At 69.6% G+C, this 16,292-nt stretch carries 14 protein-coding genes; 10 read left to right on the forward strand and 4 right to left on the reverse strand.

Annotated elements, in window-relative coordinates:
* Positions 1-208 precede the first annotated feature (208 nt).
* Together ACIRA5_RS37905 and ACIRA5_RS37910 are read right to left on the reverse strand one after the other, a co-directional pair.
* Positions 209-1,381 carry an FAD-dependent oxidoreductase gene (locus ACIRA5_RS37905; protein WP_403698782.1) on the reverse strand — a complete coding sequence of 391 codons (1,173 nt, stop codon included), beginning with the start codon at positions 1,379-1,381 and terminating at the stop codon, positions 209-211.
* Between the two features lie 543 nt (positions 1,382-1,924).
* A complete protein-coding gene (locus tag ACIRA5_RS37910) occupies positions 1,925-2,908 on the reverse strand; it encodes an aldo/keto reductase (RefSeq protein WP_403698784.1) in 984 nt (327 codons plus the stop codon).
* A gap of 217 nt (positions 2,909-3,125) precedes the next feature.
* On the opposite strand from ACIRA5_RS37910, the gene ACIRA5_RS37915 reads away from it, so the two are divergent.
* A complete protein-coding gene (locus ACIRA5_RS37915) occupies positions 3,126-4,805 on the forward strand; it encodes a cholesterol oxidase substrate-binding domain-containing protein (RefSeq protein WP_403698864.1) in 1,680 nt (559 codons plus the stop codon).
* Positions 4,806-4,832: 27 nt separating this feature from the next.
* On the opposite strand, the gene ACIRA5_RS37920 is transcribed toward ACIRA5_RS37915, so the two are convergent.
* A complete protein-coding gene (locus ACIRA5_RS37920; protein ID WP_403698785.1) occupies positions 4,833-5,489 on the reverse strand; it encodes a TMEM175 family protein in 657 nt (218 codons plus the stop codon).
* Between the two features lie 213 nt (positions 5,490-5,702).
* On the opposite strand from ACIRA5_RS37920, the gene ACIRA5_RS37925 reads away from it, so the two are divergent.
* The 4 genes from ACIRA5_RS37925 (at position 5,703) to ACIRA5_RS37940 (ending at position 11,478) form a co-directional block, all read left to right on the forward strand.
* A complete protein-coding gene (locus ACIRA5_RS37925; protein ID WP_403698787.1) occupies positions 5,703-6,221 on the forward strand; it encodes a DUF2231 domain-containing protein in 519 nt (172 codons plus the stop codon).
* Positions 6,222-6,492: 271 nt separating this feature from the next.
* Positions 6,493-7,881, forward strand: coding sequence for a ricin-type beta-trefoil lectin domain protein (locus ACIRA5_RS37930; RefSeq protein WP_403698789.1), 1,389 nt, complete (start codon positions 6,493-6,495; stop codon positions 7,879-7,881).
* A gap of 121 nt (positions 7,882-8,002) precedes the next feature.
* Entirely contained in the window at positions 8,003-10,159 is a 2,157-nt protein-coding gene (locus ACIRA5_RS37935; RefSeq protein WP_403698866.1) for an RICIN domain-containing protein, read from the forward strand.
* 26 nt (positions 10,160-10,185) lie between these two features.
* Positions 10,186-11,478 (forward strand): ThuA domain-containing protein, encoded by a 1,293-nt coding sequence (locus ACIRA5_RS37940; RefSeq protein ID WP_403698791.1) that lies wholly within the window; start codon positions 10,186-10,188, stop codon positions 11,476-11,478.
* A gap of 53 nt (positions 11,479-11,531) precedes the next feature.
* Here ACIRA5_RS37940 and ACIRA5_RS37945 read toward each other — a convergent pair whose 3' ends face one another.
* Positions 11,532-12,260 (reverse strand): glycoside hydrolase family 88 protein, encoded by a 729-nt coding sequence (locus tag ACIRA5_RS37945; protein WP_403698793.1) that lies wholly within the window; start codon positions 12,258-12,260, stop codon positions 11,532-11,534.
* Between the two features lie 508 nt (positions 12,261-12,768).
* Between ACIRA5_RS37945 and ACIRA5_RS37950 the strand changes: the two genes are divergently transcribed.
* The 5 genes from ACIRA5_RS37950 to ACIRA5_RS37970 all read left to right on the forward strand — a co-directional run bounded on the left by ACIRA5_RS37950 (position 12,769) and on the right by ACIRA5_RS37970 (position 16,252).
* Positions 12,769-13,692, forward strand: a complete 924-nt coding sequence (locus ACIRA5_RS37950) for a MurR/RpiR family transcriptional regulator (protein ID WP_403698795.1) — start codon at positions 12,769-12,771, stop codon at positions 13,690-13,692.
* A 334-nt stretch (positions 13,693-14,026) separates the two neighbouring features.
* Positions 14,027-14,407, forward strand: a complete 381-nt coding sequence (locus ACIRA5_RS37955; protein WP_403698868.1) for a hypothetical protein — start codon at positions 14,027-14,029, stop codon at positions 14,405-14,407.
* 50 nt (positions 14,408-14,457) lie between these two features.
* Positions 14,458-15,363 (forward strand): MBL fold metallo-hydrolase, encoded by a 906-nt coding sequence (locus tag ACIRA5_RS37960; RefSeq protein WP_403698797.1) that lies wholly within the window; start codon positions 14,458-14,460, stop codon positions 15,361-15,363.
* 45 nt (positions 15,364-15,408) lie between these two features.
* Positions 15,409-15,843, forward strand: a complete 435-nt coding sequence (locus tag ACIRA5_RS37965) for a VOC family protein (protein WP_403698799.1) — start codon at positions 15,409-15,411, stop codon at positions 15,841-15,843.
* Positions 15,844-15,931: 88 nt separating this feature from the next.
* Positions 15,932-16,252 (forward strand): DUF1232 domain-containing protein, encoded by a 321-nt coding sequence (locus tag ACIRA5_RS37970; protein ID WP_403698801.1) that lies wholly within the window; start codon positions 15,932-15,934, stop codon positions 16,250-16,252.
* The last annotated feature ends 40 nt before the right edge of the window (positions 16,253-16,292 follow it).

The following is a 16,292-nucleotide window of genomic DNA, read 5'->3' on the forward strand; positions in this document are numbered from 1 at the left end:
ACGACTGGCCGCCTCGGGCGCCGGTCCGGGCGCGAGGATAGAAGGCGGCCGGGAGCGCCGGAAGTGGCGTGTGCGGACTGCTGGTTACGGGGTGGTGAAGGGTGCGGGCGGGTACGGGAGCGCGGGCGGGACGAGGGTGCGGAGCTCGGGCGGGCGGGGCTCACCGGTGGCCCGCGGGGCTCGGACGGGCAGGGCTCGCGGGTGGCCCTCAGTCGGTCGCGTTCGCCATCGCCGTCTCGGCCGCCGCACGGTAGAAGGCCATCCGGTCGACGAGCGGCTGGGGTGCGTGCGGGGCGAAGCAGAGGTCGAGGTTCTCCGCCGATGCGGCCGCCGCGGCCTCGCTGCGTGGGAAGAGCGCCTGCTCGTACGCGGCCAGGGCCTTCTCGGTGTCGTCCGGGTGGGCGGCGATGGCCGTCGCGAGTTCGGCGCCGTCGAGCATGGCGAGGTTGGCGCCCTCACCGGCGAACGGGGACATCAGGTGCGCGGCGTCTCCGAGCAGGGTGACGCCCGGAACGCGGTCCCAGCGGTGCCCGACCGGGAGGGCGTGGGCTGGGCGGGCGACGAGCACCCCGTCCGCGTCGGCGATCAGTGCCCGCAGCCGCTCGTCCCAGCCTTCGAAGTGCTCCAGGAGACTCGCCTTGGCCGCTTCGACGTCCGTGAAGTCGATGGGGCCGGACGTGGCCCAGTCGGCGGGCGTGCGCAGCGCGGCGTAGACGTGCAGCGAGCCGCCGGGGGTGCGGTGGGCGAGGAAGCCGTGGCTCTCGGCGAGCGCGAACATCATGCCGTTGCCCACGACGGCGGCGCTCTTCGGGTGCCGGGTGTCGGCGTCGAGGAGGTGCGCCTCGACGAAGGAGAGGTCGAGGTAGGCGGGGGTGGCGTCCGAGACGAGCGGCCGCACCTTCGACCAGGCGCCGTCGGCACCGATCAGCAGATCGGCGGTGATCGTCCGCCCGTCCGCGAACGTCACCTCGTGGCGGCCGTCCTCCAGCGTCCGTACGCCGGTGACCTTGGCGCCCCAGCGGAGGGTGCCGTCGGGCAGGGAGCCGAGAAGGAGGTCGCGCAGCACTCCCCGGTCCACCTCGGGCCGTGTGCCGCCCTCGCCGTCGTCCGCCATCCGGACGGTGGCCTCCCGGTCGAGGATGCGCATGGCCTCGCCGCCGGCGTGGATGACCGCCCGGAACTCCTCGTGGAGTCCGGCGGCCAGCAGAGCGGCCTGACCGGATTCCTCGTGTATGTCCAGCATGCCGCCCTGTGTGCGGGCGGTGGGTGAGGCGTCCAGGTCGAAGACGGCGGACTCGATGCCGTTCAGGTGCAGTACGCGGGCGAGGGTGAGGCCGCCGAGACCGGCACCGACGACGGCGATGGGGTGGTGAGTGGACAAGGTGTCGCTCCTTCGGAACGGGTGACGCGGGCCGCTGTCACCCCTCGAAGGTAGCGAACATGTTCGTTGCGAACAAGTACGTTGCGATCGAGTTCGTTCTCCTTGGGCGTGGCTGTTCGGGGTGCGGGAGGGTTGTGTCGGTAGGTGCGGCTGTCGCGAGGAGGGCGAACCAGGTGCGCGAACCAGGGGGCGGGCGGGCCCGCCGGAGAACCGGTGACAGGCAGCCTCGCCGGAGGCTCTGTAGCGGGCAGCTCCGTCCAGGACAAGGTGCCGAGGGGCGGACTGGCCGCGCGACAGCAAAACGCCGCGGAGTAGATCTCGTGGGCGGCCGAGGGCTACGGACCAGGTTCGCGCGGGCCCGATCCGGTGGGAGCCGCGCCGAAGCCGCCCCCCTGCCTAGCCGGAAAGCCGAGGGCGCGGACGGTAGCCGCCCCGAAAGTCACCGGCGCGGGGCCGAGGCCACAAACGGCACTCCCCCGGGGCCGGCCCGACGAGCCGGGGCCACCGACGGCACCCGGCGCGCGGCCGGCCCCCGGAGGGGTGCTACCAGCGGCCCTCCACCTGCTCCTTGATCCGTCGGTCGTAGAGTTCGTCGATCGCGTCCAGCGTCTCCACCGGCAGCGCCGACAGCTTCGCGGCGGTCGCGTTGGCGTGGGCCTGTTCGGGCGAGCGGGCGCCCGGGATCACGGTGGTCACTCCGGGCTGCTGGATGATCCAGCGCAGCGCCAGCTGGGCCGGGGTGACGCCCCCCGGGGCGAGCGCGGAGAACTCGGCCGCCGCCTCCACGCCGGTCACGAAGTCGACGCCGGAGAAGGTCTCGCCCTGGTCGAAGGACTCTCCGTGACGGTTGTACGTCCGGTGGTCGTCCGCCGCGAACACCGTGTCCTTCGTGTACTTGCCCGAGAGCAGCCCGGAGGCGAGCGGAACGCGGGCGATGATCGCGACGCCCGCCTCCCGCGCCGCCGGCAGGACCTGCCGCAGGGGCTTCATACGGAACGGGTTCAGGATGATCTGCACGCTCGCCACGTTCGGCCGGGCGATCGCGGTCAGGGCCTCGCCACAGGTCTCGACACTCACCCCGTACGCGGCGATCCGTTCCTCCTCGACCAGTGTGTCCAGCGCGTCGAACACCTCGTCCGACGAGTAGACGGGGGTCGGCGGGCAGTGCAACTGGACCAGGTCGATGCGGTCGACGCCGAGGTTGCGCCGGGAACGGTCGTTCCACGCACGGAAGTTGTCGAGGACGTAGTTCTGCGGAATCTGCTCGACCCGGCGGCCCATCTTCGTCGCCACCATCACGTGCAGGTCGGGGCGGGCACTGAGGAAGGACGCGATCGCCTGCTCACTGCGCCCGTCGCCGTACACGTCCGCGGTGTCGAAGAACGTCACCCCGGACTCCGCCGCCGTCTCCAGCACCGACTCGGCGTCCGCAGCGCTCACGTCACCCCAGTCGGCGCCGAGCTGCCACGTACCGAGACCGATGACCGATGCCTTCTGGCCTGACCTGCCGAATTCACGCTCGTCCATGCCGTCAGTCTGACATCTCCACCCGTTCGCACAGGACGCGCACCCCGCCCGCGTCCGCCCGCGCCCCCCAAGCGGACGCAACCGTGCGTCATTCACTCACATGGGTGAATCGTTTTGACGGACAGGTGATGCGTGTCAACCGTCACCTACCGTGAACCGCGTGACCGACCATATAGAAAGTGAAGGACGCACCCCCTGGTCCCGTCGGGGGTTCCTGATGAGCGCGGCCTCGCTCACCGCGCTGCTGCCACTCGCGATGCCGGACCGCGCCGCCGCGGCGGAGGAGCTTCCCGGTTTCCCCGAGGGTGTCGACCTCTACCGGTCGGCGTACCGCAACTGGGATGGCGAGATCACCGCCACGGGACTGTGGTCCTGCGCTCCGGCCGACCCGGACCAGGTGGTCGCCGTGGTCAACTGGGCCCGGAAGCAGGGCTGGTCGGTGCGCGCCCGGGGCAGTTCCCACGGCTGGTCCCCCCTGACGATCGCCCCGGGGACCGAGGCGGGCGCTTCCGTGCTGCTCGTCGACACGGCCACGCATCTCACCGGTCTGTCCCTGGAGTCCACCGACCCCGCCGTCGTACGAGCCGGTGCGGGCGTCACGCTGGAAGCTCTGCTCGGTCATCTGGAGGACCACGGCCTCGGCCTCACGGCGACGCCCGCGCCCGGCGACCTGACGCTCGGCGGCGCCCTGGCCATCGACGCCCACGGTACGGCCGTTCCGGCCCACGACGAGAACAGGCTGCCCGGACACACCTACGGCTCACTCAGCAATCTCGTCCTGTCCCTGACGGCGGTGGTGTGGGACGCGGGCAGCGACGCCTACGTCCTGCGGACGTACGAAAGGGACGACCCCGACGGTGCGGCGCTCCTCACACATCTCGGCCGCGCGCTCGTCACCGAGGTGACACTGCGCGCGGGCGCGAACACCAACCTGCGCTGCGTCAGCCGTACCGACATCCCCGCCGCCGAGCTCTTCGCGGCGCCGGACGAGGCCAAGGGCGGACGCACCTTCGCGAGCTTCCTGGACGAGTCGGGGCGTGCGGAGGCGATCTGGTTCGCGTTCACCGAGCACCCCTGGCTGAAGGTCTGGAGTGTCGCCCCCACCCGGCCACCGGCCTCCCGCCGCGTGGGGTCGCCGTACAACTACCCCTTCTCGGACAACATCCCCACGGTCGTCGCCGAACTCGCCGGGCGCATGGTGGCCGACGCGGCCTGGTATCTGGCCCCGCTCCTGGGCACCGCGCAGTTCACCGCGGCGGCCGCGGGACTGACAGCCACCCTGTCTGCCGACATCTGGGGACCGTCGAAGAACACACTGCTCTACATCAAGCCCACCACACTGCGGGTCACCGCCAACGGATACGCGGTGCTCACCTCGCGTTCACAAGTGCAGCGCGTCATCGCCGAGTTCACGGCCTTCTTCCGCGAGCGGCTCACCGACTACGCCGCCCAGGGCCGCTTCCCCGTCAACGGCCAGGTGGAGATCCGGGTGACCGGCCTCGACCACCCGTCCGACGCCGATTCGGCGGGCGCCCGTGCGCCACTGCTGTCCGCGCTGCGCCCCCGCGCCGACCACCCCGAATGGGACACGGCCGTCTGGCTGGACGTGCTGACACTGCCCGGGACGCCCGACGCGGAGGCGTTCTACCGGGAGTTGGAGCGCTTCCTGCTCACGACGTACGACGGCGAGTACGCGCTCACCCGCGTCGAGTGGTCCAAGGGCTGGGGCTATACGGACGAGGCCGCCTGGTCCGACGAGGAGGTGCTGGGCACCGCGGTGCCCGCCTCCTTGCGGGACGGGGTGGGTCCGGGCTGGGACGAGGCGGCCGCCGTCCTGGACCGGCTCGATCCTCACCGGATCTTCGGCACCGCCCTCCTCAAGCGGCTCTTCCCCTGATGTCCGGTCCTGCGAAGCGCGGTGGTCTCACTCGGCGGCGGCGGTCAGTCGCTCCTGTTCGGGCGTGCGCGTCTCGCGGAACAGCAGGCGCGCGGGAACCGTGAGGAGCCACCAGTACTTGGCGGCCGTCGGCGAGGCCAGCGACACCGGAATCGAGGTGGCGAAGACGAGGACGGTCAGGAGGCCCCTCAGGACCGACTGCCTGATCTGCGTGGGGGGCACGGTCGGCTTGGCAAGGGTTGGACTGGCCCACAGGCGGGCGGACATGGCTGTGAGCAGCCCTATGGCGAGGACGATCGTCGCCGCGTAGACCGAGGTGGCCACGGCGGTGCTGCCGTACTCGCTGATGAGGCGCGTGGGGAACGGGAGCGCGGCCACGACGGCGAGCAGAGCGAGATAGAGACGGAGCAGCCAGTTGTCGAGCGCGGCGATCTGCCGGAAGAGCGCGTGCTGGCCCAGCCACAGGGCGCCGATGACGACGAAGCTCAGCAGATACGCCCCGAACTTGGGCAGAGCGTCCCTCAGCGCGGCTCCGACCTCGCCGTCGGCCAGTCCCTCGGGAACGGTGATGTCGAGCGCGAGCAGCGTGATGGCGATCGCGATCACCGCGTCGCCGAAGGTGACGAGCCGGTCGGGATCCATCATGGCGTCGCGGCGGGGCAGGCGCGGGACACGGTTGGTCATCAGAAGGGCACCAGGGGTGTGAGGAACGCCTGTTGGCGTCTATGGAATCGGCAAGCGGTCAGAGTACAGGCGGCCACTCCCGTGCACTCCCGCCTCAGAAGAAGCTGAGAAGTTCCTGTGCCAGGCTACGAGGCGCCGGGAGGCGGGCGATCATCACCGCCGCCCCTGAGCACCCCCCACTTCGCGACCGAGCGTCTCCAGGAGACAAGCCTGATGAGCCCCAGCATTGTCAACGGCCTGCCCGCACACGTCCTGTTCGTGCACTTCGTCGTCGTCCTCGTACCGCTGAGCGCACTGGCCGTCGTCGTCTGCGCGATCTGGCCGCACCTCGCGCGGCGGCTCGGCGTCGTGCCGCCGGCGCTCGCGCTCGTGGCGCTGGTGAGCGTGCCCCTCACCACGCAGGCGGGAGAGTGGCTGGAGAAGCACGTCGACAACTCGTCTCTGGTACAGCGACACGCCCAGCTCGGTGACGGTCTGCTGCCGTGGGCCCTCGGCCTGTTCGTGCTGTCCTCGGCGCTGTGGTGGGCGGCCCGCCGCACCACCCCCGGCCAGGGAGACACCCAGGGTCCGGCGGTGCGTCTGACGTCCGTGCCGGTACGGGCCGCCGTGGTCGTGCTGTCCCTCGTCGTGGCGACAGGCGCCGTGGTGGACGTCTACCGCATCGGCGACTCCGGCGCCAAGGCCGCCTGGCACGACGCCTACTCGAAGACCGCGCAGAGCCAGGGCAACTGACCGAGGTCGCCACCAGCGGCCCGCTCAACCGCTTGCCGCACAGCCGAGGTTCCCGACGGCGGAACCTCGGCTGTTTGCCGTCCCGGGGATGGTCGATGCGTTCAACTCCTTGTGGACCCAGGTCAATTCAAAGCCCGCTTTGCTTCATCTCTTGACGAGTTTGGTTCAGACCTTTAGGTTCACCGATCACTGCAGCTCCATGAATGCACTCAACGTTCACGGACATGAACGCCCCCCACTGTCAGCCTCCCCGAAGGGCTGTGACCCTCTGATGGCAAGACGATCCCTCGCGCGCTCCACCGCGCTGCGCGCCACTCTCACCACGGCGGTGTTCGCTCTCTCCGCCGGCGCCCTGAGCGTCTCCCCCGCCTCCGCCGCCACCGGGACCATCTCCGGACTCGCGGGCAAATGCCTCGACGTGGCCGGCGCGAACTCCGCGAACGGCACGGCCGTTCAGCTCTACGACTGCAACGGCACGACCGCCCAGCAGTGGACCGTCGGCTCCGACGGAACCGTACGGGCCCTCGGCAAGTGTCTTGACGTCACCGGCAACTCGACCGCGGACGGGGCCAAGCTCCAGCTGTGGGACTGTACGGGCGGCGCCAACCAGAAGTGGACGGTCTCCGCCGCCCGCGACCTCGTCAATCCGCAGGCCAACAAGTGTGCCGACGTCACCGGGAACACCTCGGCCAACGGCACGCCGATCCAGATCTGGACCTGCACGGGCGCCGCCAACCAGAAGTGGACCGCGCCCGCCGCCGACGGCGGAGGCACGCCCCCCTCCGCGCCGATGGCCGTCGCCCCGTACCTCTACAACGGCTGGGGCAACCCGCCGAGCCCCACCACCGTCATGAACGCCACCGGCGTCAAGTGGTTCACGCTGGCCTTCGTCCTCAGCAACGGCTACTGCAACCCGCAGTGGGACGGCGGCCGCGCGCTGACCGGCGGCGTCGACCAGCAGACGATCAACACCGTGCGCTCGGCCGGCGGCGACGTCGTCCCCTCCTTCGGCGGCTACAGCGGCAACAAGCTGGAGAGCTCCTGCTCCAGCGCCGGAGAACTGGCCGCCGCGTACCAGAAGGTCATCAACGCGTACGGACTCAAGGCGATCGACATCGACATCGAGGCCGACGCCTACAGCAACACGACGGTCCAGCAGCGCACCGTGGACGCGCTCAAGACCGTCAAGGCCAACAACCCGGGCATCAAGGTGTACGTCACCATCGGCACCGGGCAGAGCGGACCCGACACCGGGCTGATCAACCGGTCCGCGGCGTCCGGGCTGACCGTGGACGCCTGGACCATCATGCCGTTCGACTTCGGCGGCGCCGGCCAGAACATGGGCACGCTGACCCAGAGGGCCGCGGAGGGCCTGAAGGCGGCACTCAAGAACGCGTACGGCTACAGCGACGACCAGGCGTACCGGGACATGGGCATCTCCTCCATGAACGGCATCACCGACAACAACGAGACCGTCACCACCGCCGACTTCCAGACCATCCTCGGCTACGCGCAGACGCACCACCTCGCGCGGCTGACGTTCTGGTCGGCCAACCGTGACCGTCCCTGCCCGGGCAGCTACCCGAACGACGACACCTGCTCCGGAGTGGCCCAGAGCAACTGGCAGTTCACCAGCATCTTCGCCAAGTACACCGGCTGACGGACGCACTTCCCCCTTCCCCCCATCACCACAGGAGAAATCCGTGTCCAGATCCGTGCTCAGACGGAAGAGACTGTCCGGTCTCCACCGGATACCGCGAGTGCTGACCGTGTTCGCGCTCGTGGCGACCACCGCGTCCGGCATCGAGTTCGCCTCGCAGGACTCGGCGAGCGCGCAGACCGCGGCGGCCGCCGCCCTGCCGACCGGCTATACCACCGTGGTCAACAAGGGCAGCGGCAAGTGCGTCGACGCCCGCTCGGCCGCGAGTGCCGACGGCACCGCCGTCCAGCAGTACGCGTGCAACGGAAGCACCGCGCAGAACTGGCAGTTGGTGGCCACCAGCGGCGGCTACTACCGCGTCAACAGCAACCTGGACACCACAAAGGCGTGGGACGTCACCGACGTCTCCACCGCCGACTCCGCGCCCGTCCAGCTGTGGACGTACTCCAGCGGCAACAACCAGCAGTGGCTGCCCGTCGCCGAGGCCGACGGCGCCTACCACTTCGTCAACCGCAACAGCGGGAAGTGTCTGGACGTCCCGAGCGCCTCCACCGCGGACAGCGTGCAGCTGGCGCAGTACACCTGCAACGGCACCGCCGCGCAGTCCTTCACTCTGGGCGGCGGCACGACGAACCCGCCGGGCACTCCGGACTTCGGCCCCAACGTGACGGTGTTCGACCCGTCGATGTCGGCGGCCGGCATCCAGTCCAAGCTGGACTCGGTCTTCTCCCAGCAGGAGACCAACCAGTTCGGCTCGGCCCGCCAGGCCCTGCTGTTCAAGCCGGGCACGTACAGCGCGAACGCCAACGTGGGCTTCTACACCCAGGTCGCCGGCCTGGGCTTCTCGCCGGACGACGTGACCATCAACGGATCCGTGCACGCGGAGGCCGACTGGTTCCAGGGCAACGCCACCCAGAACTTCTGGCGCGACGCCGAGAACCTGTCGGTCAACCCGACCGGTGGCGCGGACCGTTGGGCCGTCTCCCAGGCCGCCCCGTACCGGCGCATGCACGTGCGCGGCAACCTCGCGCTCGACGACGGCGGCTGGTCCAGCGGCGGCTTCATCTCCGACACCAAGGTCGACGGACAGATCCAGTCCGGCTCCCAGCAGCAGTTCCTCACCCGTAACTCGCAGATGGGCAGCTGGTCCGGCTCCAACTGGAACATGGTCTTCGTCGGCGACCAGGGCGCACCCGCCCAGTCCTTCCCGACGTACACCAACGTCGCCAGCTCGCCGACGATCCGCGAGAAACCGTTCCTGTACGTCGACAGCGCGGGCGCCTACCAGGTGTTCGTGCCCGGTCTGCGGTCCAACGCCGTCGGCACCACGTGGAGCGGGAAGACACCGGCGGGCAAGTCCCTGCCGATCGACCAGTTCTACATCGTCAAGCCGGGCGCCACCGCGGCCGACATGAACTCGGCCCTCGCGGCGGGCAAGAACCTGCTGGTCACCCCTGGCGTCTACCACCTCAACCAGACGATCAACATCACACGGCCCGACACGGTGGTGCTGGGCATGGGGCTGGCCACCTTCGTGCCGGACGGCGGGATCACCGCCGTCACCACCGCCGACGTGGACGGCATCCAGCTGGCGGGTCTGCTCATCGACGCGGGTACCACCAACTCGACGACCCTGATGCGGATCGGCCCGTCCGGTTCGTCCGCCACCCACGCGGCCGACCCGACACAGCTGTCCGACGTCTTCATCCGGATCGGCGGCGCCACCGTCGGCAAGGCGACCAACTCGCTGGTGATCAACAGCGCCGACACGATCATCGATCACACCTGGATCTGGCGGGCCGACCACGGCAACTCCGGCACGGTCGGCTGGACGACCAACACGGCGGACAACGGCCTGACCGTCAACGGCAACAACGTGACCGCGTACGGCCTGTTCGTCGAGCACTACCAGAAGACCCAGGTCACCTGGAACGGCAACGGCGGCCGCACGTACTTCTTCCAGAACGAGATGCCCTACGACCCGCCGAACCAGGCCTCCTGGATGAACGGCACCGGGAAGGGCTATCCCGCCTACAAGGTCGCCTCCTCCGTAACCAGCCACGAGGCATGGGGACTTGGCAGCTACTGCTACTTCAGCAGCAATTCCGGCGTGGTCGCCGATCATGCCTTCGAGGTGCCGAGCGTGTCGGGGGTCAAGTTCCACGACATGGTGACCGTCTCGCTGGGCGGTGTCGGCACCATCACCCACATCATCAACAGCACCGGTGGCCCGTCCAACTCCAGCATCAACGTCGCCTACCTCACCAACTACCCGTAAACCGCCCGGAAAGGATCGATCAGCGGATGCACACCATGAGATCTGGTTCCGCCCGCGCGGCCCTGAGAATCCTCCTCCTGCTGGCGGCGCTGCTCGGCCTCGCGGTACCGCCCGCCGCCCACGCGAGCACCGCGGCGACCCCGTTCAAGGTGCTCGCGCTCTACAGCGGCACCTACGACGCGGCGCACATCGACTTCGACAAAGAGGCCAACGTCTGGTTTCCGCAGCAGGCCGCGGCGAACGGCTTCACCTACACGGCCAGCACCGACTGGGACCTGCTCGCCAACGGCGGGGTCAACGCCTACCAAGTCGTCCTGTTCCTCGACGACCTGCCGCAGACCGCCGCCCAACGCACCGGTTTCGAGACGTACATGAGGGGTGGCGGCGGCTTCATGGGCTTCCACGTCTCCGCGTTCACGACCGATGCGGCGAGCTGGTCCTGGTACCACAACACGTTCCTCGGCTCGGGGAACTTCGTGTCGAACACCTGGGGTCCGACCGCGGTGACCCTGAAGGTGGAGGACCATACGAACCCGGCTACCGTGAACCTGCCGGCCACGTTCACCTCGTCGGTCAGCGAGTGGTACAGCTGGTCCAACGATCTGCGGCAGAACCCGGACATCAAGATCCTCGCGTCGATCGACCCGAGCAGCTTCCCGGTCGGCACCGATCCCAACCAGTCCTGGTACAGCGGCTATTACCCGATCCTGTGGACCAACACGCAGTACAAGATGCTGTACGCGAACTTCGGCCACAACGCGATGAACTACACGACCAACACGCGTCTGTCCTCGACGTTCGCGAGCGCGACACAGAATCAGTTCCTGCTGGACGGTCTGAAGTGGCTGGGAGGGGCCGACACCGGCACGCCCCCGGCCGACTCCCCCTCCGAGACCGCCTGGTACTCACTGACGAACGCCGGCAACGGCACCTGTGTGGACGCCCGTTCGGCCGCCACGGCGAACGGGACCGTGATCCAGCAGTACGCCTGCAACGGCACCCAGGCCCAGCAGTTCCAGTTCCGCTCGACCGACAGCGGGTACCGGCGGGCCGCCCTCCGTGTCAATCCACAGCAGGTCATCGACGTGACCGGTGTCTCGACGGCCGACAACGCGCCACTCCAGTTGTGGAGTTACTCGGGCGGACAGAACCAGCAGTGGCTGCCGGTGAAGGAGAGCACCGGGCGCTACCACTTCACGGCTCGCCACAGCGGCAAGTGCCTGACCGAGGCGAGCGCCTCGACGAACAGCGTCCAGCTCACCCAGCGCACCTGCGACGGCTCCGCGGCACAGAGCTTCACGCTCACCGCGCAGCCCTGACAGCGACAGGCCGGTGCCCCCGCCGCACAGGGCGGGGGCACCGGTGCGTCACGTCAGGGTCCGGCCAGGCGGGCGAGTTCGGTGCCGGCGAGCAGGAAAGCGCCCACGCCGAAGTTCGCGGTGCTGTCGTAGGTGACGGGCTGGCTGGATTCGGGGCGGTCGCCGACGTTCTGCACATAGCCGAGGAAGCCGTCGGGGTGTACGGCCGTGCTGACGAGGCCGTTCCAGGCGCGGGCCACGACCGGGAGGTGGGTACGCCGGCCGACCAGGCCGGCCCGGATCGCGTAGGAGGTGCCGTAGAGGAAGAAGGAGGTGCCGCTCGTCTCGGGGCCGGGCAGATGGGTGGCGTCGGCGAGGTTGACGTTCCAGAAGCCGTCGGTGCGCTGGATCCCGGCGACGGCCGTCACCAGACGTACAAGGGTGTCGCGGTACTCACCGGTGTGCCGCTCAGCGGGCGGCAGCGCCTTGAGCGTCTTGGCGTGTCCGCCCGCCACCCAGCCGTTGCCGCGCGACCAGACCACCGACTTGCCCGCGGGCGAGAGAATCCCGCCGGCGATCCCGGGGAGGAACCGCTTGTCCCGATACCAGAGCCCCGTTTCGGCGTCGTACAGGCCGGGTCCGCCCTCCACACGCTTGGTGTGGCCGTAGAGGGCGTACAGCTTCCGCCAGTACCGCGGGTCGCCGCGGAGCGCTCCGATCCTGGCGAACGGAGGCATCGCCATGTGCAGGGCGTCGTCCCACCACCAGTCGTCGTTCTCGTCCGGCTGGTCGGTGCAGACCATGCGGTGGAGCGACTCCTCGATGGCCAGCCGTTGTCGCCGGGGTCCGTGTGCGCGCCGATCCACTGGTCGGCCACGCGCCGCAGGACGGCGACGACCGCGGCTCTCGAGGGCAGCGGCGCGGCGGGCGGAGCGGCTTGCGCGGTGCCCGTGAGGGCGGGCTGGAGCGAGGCGGCGGCCGCGAGGGCGGCTCCACCGGTCAGCAGGCGTCGTCTACGCATATGAACAACTCCTACGGATGGGGACTCTCATCCTCAACACCCGTCTCGGTCGCCGTCCATGGCCCATCGTCAACTTGTCGCGAACCAGACCAGGTTCACATCCTGATGCGATCTTCATGGAGCAGAACCCAGGCCGTACGGCCTCCCGCTCACCGCGGCCCATGTCGCCCACCGGGCCCCCGACCTCACGTTCCACGCCCGCAGAGCTACGGCGTGTGGTCATCCATGCCCTGGTCAGCACGGTCCGTGAGCTATGTTGAGTTCTCGTGGGACACGAAGGAGGCACATCGGTGCCATCGCCGCAGCAGGCACGCGCTCAGGCGTCTGCGATCACCTCGGGCAAGACGGCTCCGGAGGTGGGCGCGGCACCCACGTCCCAGCTCAGGGAATTGTTCGACGGCCCCCGGCTCTCGCCCGGACAGCGCCGTATCGCCCAGTACCTGATCGAGCACATCACCGAGGCGGCGTTCCTGTCGATCACCGATCTCGCCGAGCGCGTCGGGGTCAGCCAGCCGTCGGTGACCCGGTTCGCCGCGGCGGTCGGCTTCAGCGGCTACCCCGCGCTGCGGGAGAAACTGCAGGCCATCGCGCTCAGCACACTCTCCAGCACCCCGGGCGCACCCGCGGAGGACCACGGCAACGAACTGCAGTTGGCGGTGGACGCCGAGATCGAGAACCTGGAGAACCTGCGCCGCGACTTCGGCGATCCGGACCAGGTGATCACCATCGGCCGCGCACTGTCGCAGTCGACCCCGCTCACCGTTCTCGGCCTGCGCATCTCGGTGTCGCTGGCCGAGTACTTCGCGTACGCCGCCCGCCGCATCCACCCCGATGTGCGCCTGGTGACGCGCGGCGGGAGCGTCGCCTACGACGCGCTGCTCCAGTCGCGCGAGGCGGGCGGAACCTGGCTGCTCGCCTTCGGGATGCCCCGCCATGCCCAGGAGACACTGACCGCGGTGCGGGTCGCGCGCAGCGCGGGGCTGAAGGTCGCCCTGATCACCGACCTGGCGCTCGGACCGCTCGCGGACGAGGCCGATGCCACCTTCACCGTGGGCACCGGGGCCCGTCTCGTCTTCGACTCCTACGCCGCGCCGGTCATGATGTCGGCGGCGCTCCTCCAGGCCATGTCCGACGCCGATCCGGAGCGGACTCAGGCCCGGCTGGAGGAGTACGAGCAGATCGCGGAGCAGCATCAGTTCTTCCTCAAGGACTGACCCCGCAGGGCTCTCTCCCTCCCCCCTACACCCCGTACGCCCCCTGCCCTCACGGCATCACGGGATCATTCGCCCATATCGCGGATGAATTTTTTCATGTCCTTGCGTATCCGGCGGTATATATAAATACTTCTCGCGGATGAGACCAGGAGGCCTCCGGGTCACGTCCTACGGCCATCCGGGGCCGTCCGCTCCTACCCGCATGGGGCCCCGGATGTTCGGACGGGCCCCGCGTGAGCGGGTGCCCGTGGCGGCGGCCCCGGCCATCCCCTAGACCGGGGCCGCCCCATAACCCGCAGACCCTTGCCGCCGACGTAACCCGGAAGCGATGAACATGGCCCTGACGACGTACTCACCGATCACCTCGGACTGGCCGTGCCAGGTCAAGACCCCCGGCAGCTTCGACTGGGAGCGCTCCGCGACCAAGTGGCTGCGCGATCTGGTGCCGTCCCGCTACGCGAGCTACCCGGTGCTCATGAAGCACCCCGTGCTGCTCGCCCGCCACGCCCAGATCCAGGTGCAGCACGAGATCCGGGTCGCCCGGACCGCCCTGCAGACCGCCCGGGCCGAACTCCCCGCTCTCGGCCTGCACGAATCGGTCATCGAGCACACCATCAAGATGTACGCCGCCGAAGTGCTGCAGCTCAATCACATCGCCCGTAGCGTCCGAGCGGTGACCCAGGCACTCGTCGACCACGGCGCCGGGCGAAACTGAGGTCCCGGGTCCAGATGGTGGTCCCGGCGGGATCATCACCGGGAGACGTCGTGGACACCCAGAGGCCGAGGACCGAACAGACCGCTGGAGCAGCGGAGCAAGCCGCGGGCGCGCGGGCGCTGGACGTGCGGTGGATCCACGGATCGCCGTCGGCCAAGCACAACACCGATCCCGACATCCAGGTCCACGCCCACGACGCGCACACGGTGATCCTGCGGCAGAACATGGCCGTCGACTACGAGGCGCCGTTCCTTTTCCTGCTGTTCGGCGAGACACGGGCCGTGCTGATCGACACCGGCGCCACGGCCTCGGCCGACTGCTTCCCGCTGCGCCGGGTGGTGGACGAGCTCATGGAGAGCCGGCTGGCCGCCCGCCCCCGGGCGGGTTACGAGCTGTTGGTGCTGCACACCCACCCCCACGGCGACCACGTCGCGGGGGACGGACAGTTCGCCGACCGTCCCGGCACCACGGTCGTCGACGCGGTCCTCGACAAGGCCTGGCCGTTCTTCGGCTTCGACGACGACCCCGAGGGCGTCGCCCGCGTCGATCTCGGGGGCCGGGTCCTGGAGTGCCTGGCCACGCCGGGCCACCACGCGGCCGCGGTGACGTACTTCGACCCCTGGACCGGCTTCCTCCTCACCGGTGACACGGTCTATCCCGGCCGTCTGTACGTCGAGGACTGGGACGCGTTCACCCACACCGTCGACCGCCTGATCGGCTTCTGTGCCGAACGGCCGGTCACGCACGTGCTCGGCTGCCACATCGAGATGTCCAGGCAACCGGGTGTGGACTATCCCGTCCGCACCACCTACCAGCCCGACGAGCCGCCCCTGCAGATGACGACGGGCCAACTGCACGACATCCGTGCGGCGATCGACACCGTGGGCGACCGCCCGGGACGGCACGTCTTCGACGACTTCGTTCTCTGCCGCCGTGATGATCCCGACGGCCGGTAGGAGCCGTACGGCCGGATTGTCAGAGGCGCGCAGTACGGTCCTGTCATGGCAGCCAGAATCGATCTGACCCTTGACTGCGCGGACGCGAAACTCCTCGCCGAGTTCTGGAAGACGGCACTCGGGTACATCGACGAGCCTCCGCCCGCTCCCTTCACCACCCGCGAGGAGTGGCTCGCGCAGTTCGACCTTCCGGGGGACGACTCCGAGGACGACGGCGCGTGGCTCTGCGATCCCGACGGCGTCGGCCCCCGCCTGTCCATCCTCAGGGTTCCCGAGCCGAAGACGGCGAAGAACCGCCTTCACATCGACGTGCGCGTGCCGGGGCACGGCGGTCCCGAAGAGCGGTGGGCGCGGATCAGGGCAGAGTCCGAGCGGCTCGTCACGGCGGGCGGCTCCGTCCTGGAGGAGTTCGACGGGCACCACGTGGTGATGGCCGACCCGGAGGGCAACGAGTTCTGCGTCGCCGCCGGCTCGGCCTGAATCGGCCGGTGCTTCGGGGGCGATACGAACCGGGCGAGCGGGAACACGAAGGGGAGGAACTGCCCTACGAGAGCACAGGACGGAACTCATGGACTCCACGGCATGGACGGTGGTCCTCATCGTCGCGATCCTGGGTGCCGCCGCACTCGGGGTGGCGATCGCGGTCCTGGTACGGCTCGTGCGCACCCGCCGCGACCTCAGGCGCGCCGGGCTTCCGACGGGGTCCCGCTGGGTCTTCTGGGGTGCGGTCGCCTATCTCCTGCTGCCGACCGACCTGCTGCCCGACCCGATCTACCTGGACGACATCGGCGTACTCCTGCTCGCGCTGCGGTCGTTGCGCCCGCCCGAGGCGATCGACGCACGCGGTACCGCGGAGCGCGGGAACCCTCGGGAGCGAACGGGACGTTGACGGGGTGAGCGGGCGGGAAGCGGGTGCGCCCGTGCCGGTG

The sequence above is a fragment of the Streptomyces sp. NPDC096311 genome (genome assembly GCF_044763085.1).
GTDB lineage: Bacteria > Actinomycetota > Actinomycetes > Streptomycetales > Streptomycetaceae > Streptomyces.

Bases quoted from the DNA above. Each gene is read 5' to 3' on its own strand.
- ACIRA5_RS37910 (WP_403698784.1), bottom strand. From the start codon at position 2,908: ATGGACGAGCGTGAATTCGGCAGGTCAGGCCAGAAGGCATCGGTCATC.
- ACIRA5_RS37915 (WP_403698864.1), top strand. From the start codon at position 3,126: ATGAGCGCGGCCTCGCTCACCGCGCTGCTGCCACTCGCGATGCCGGAC.
- ACIRA5_RS37920 (WP_403698785.1), bottom strand. From the start codon at position 5,489: ATGACCAACCGTGTCCCGCGCCTGCCCCGCCGCGACGCCATGATGGAT.
- ACIRA5_RS37925 (WP_403698787.1), top strand. From the start codon at position 5,703: ATGAGCCCCAGCATTGTCAACGGCCTGCCCGCACACGTCCTGTTCGTG.
- ACIRA5_RS37930 (WP_403698789.1), top strand. From the start codon at position 6,493: ATGGCAAGACGATCCCTCGCGCGCTCCACCGCGCTGCGCGCCACTCTC.
- ACIRA5_RS37940 (WP_403698791.1), top strand. From the start codon at position 10,186: ATGCACACCATGAGATCTGGTTCCGCCCGCGCGGCCCTGAGAATCCTC.
- ACIRA5_RS37945 (WP_403698793.1), bottom strand. From the start codon at position 12,260: ATGGTCTGCACCGACCAGCCGGACGAGAACGACGACTGGTGGTGGGAC.
- ACIRA5_RS37955 (WP_403698868.1), top strand. From the start codon at position 14,027: ATGGCCCTGACGACGTACTCACCGATCACCTCGGACTGGCCGTGCCAG.
- ACIRA5_RS37965 (WP_403698799.1), top strand. From the start codon at position 15,409: ATGGCAGCCAGAATCGATCTGACCCTTGACTGCGCGGACGCGAAACTC.
- ACIRA5_RS37970 (WP_403698801.1), top strand. From the start codon at position 15,932: ATGGACTCCACGGCATGGACGGTGGTCCTCATCGTCGCGATCCTGGGT.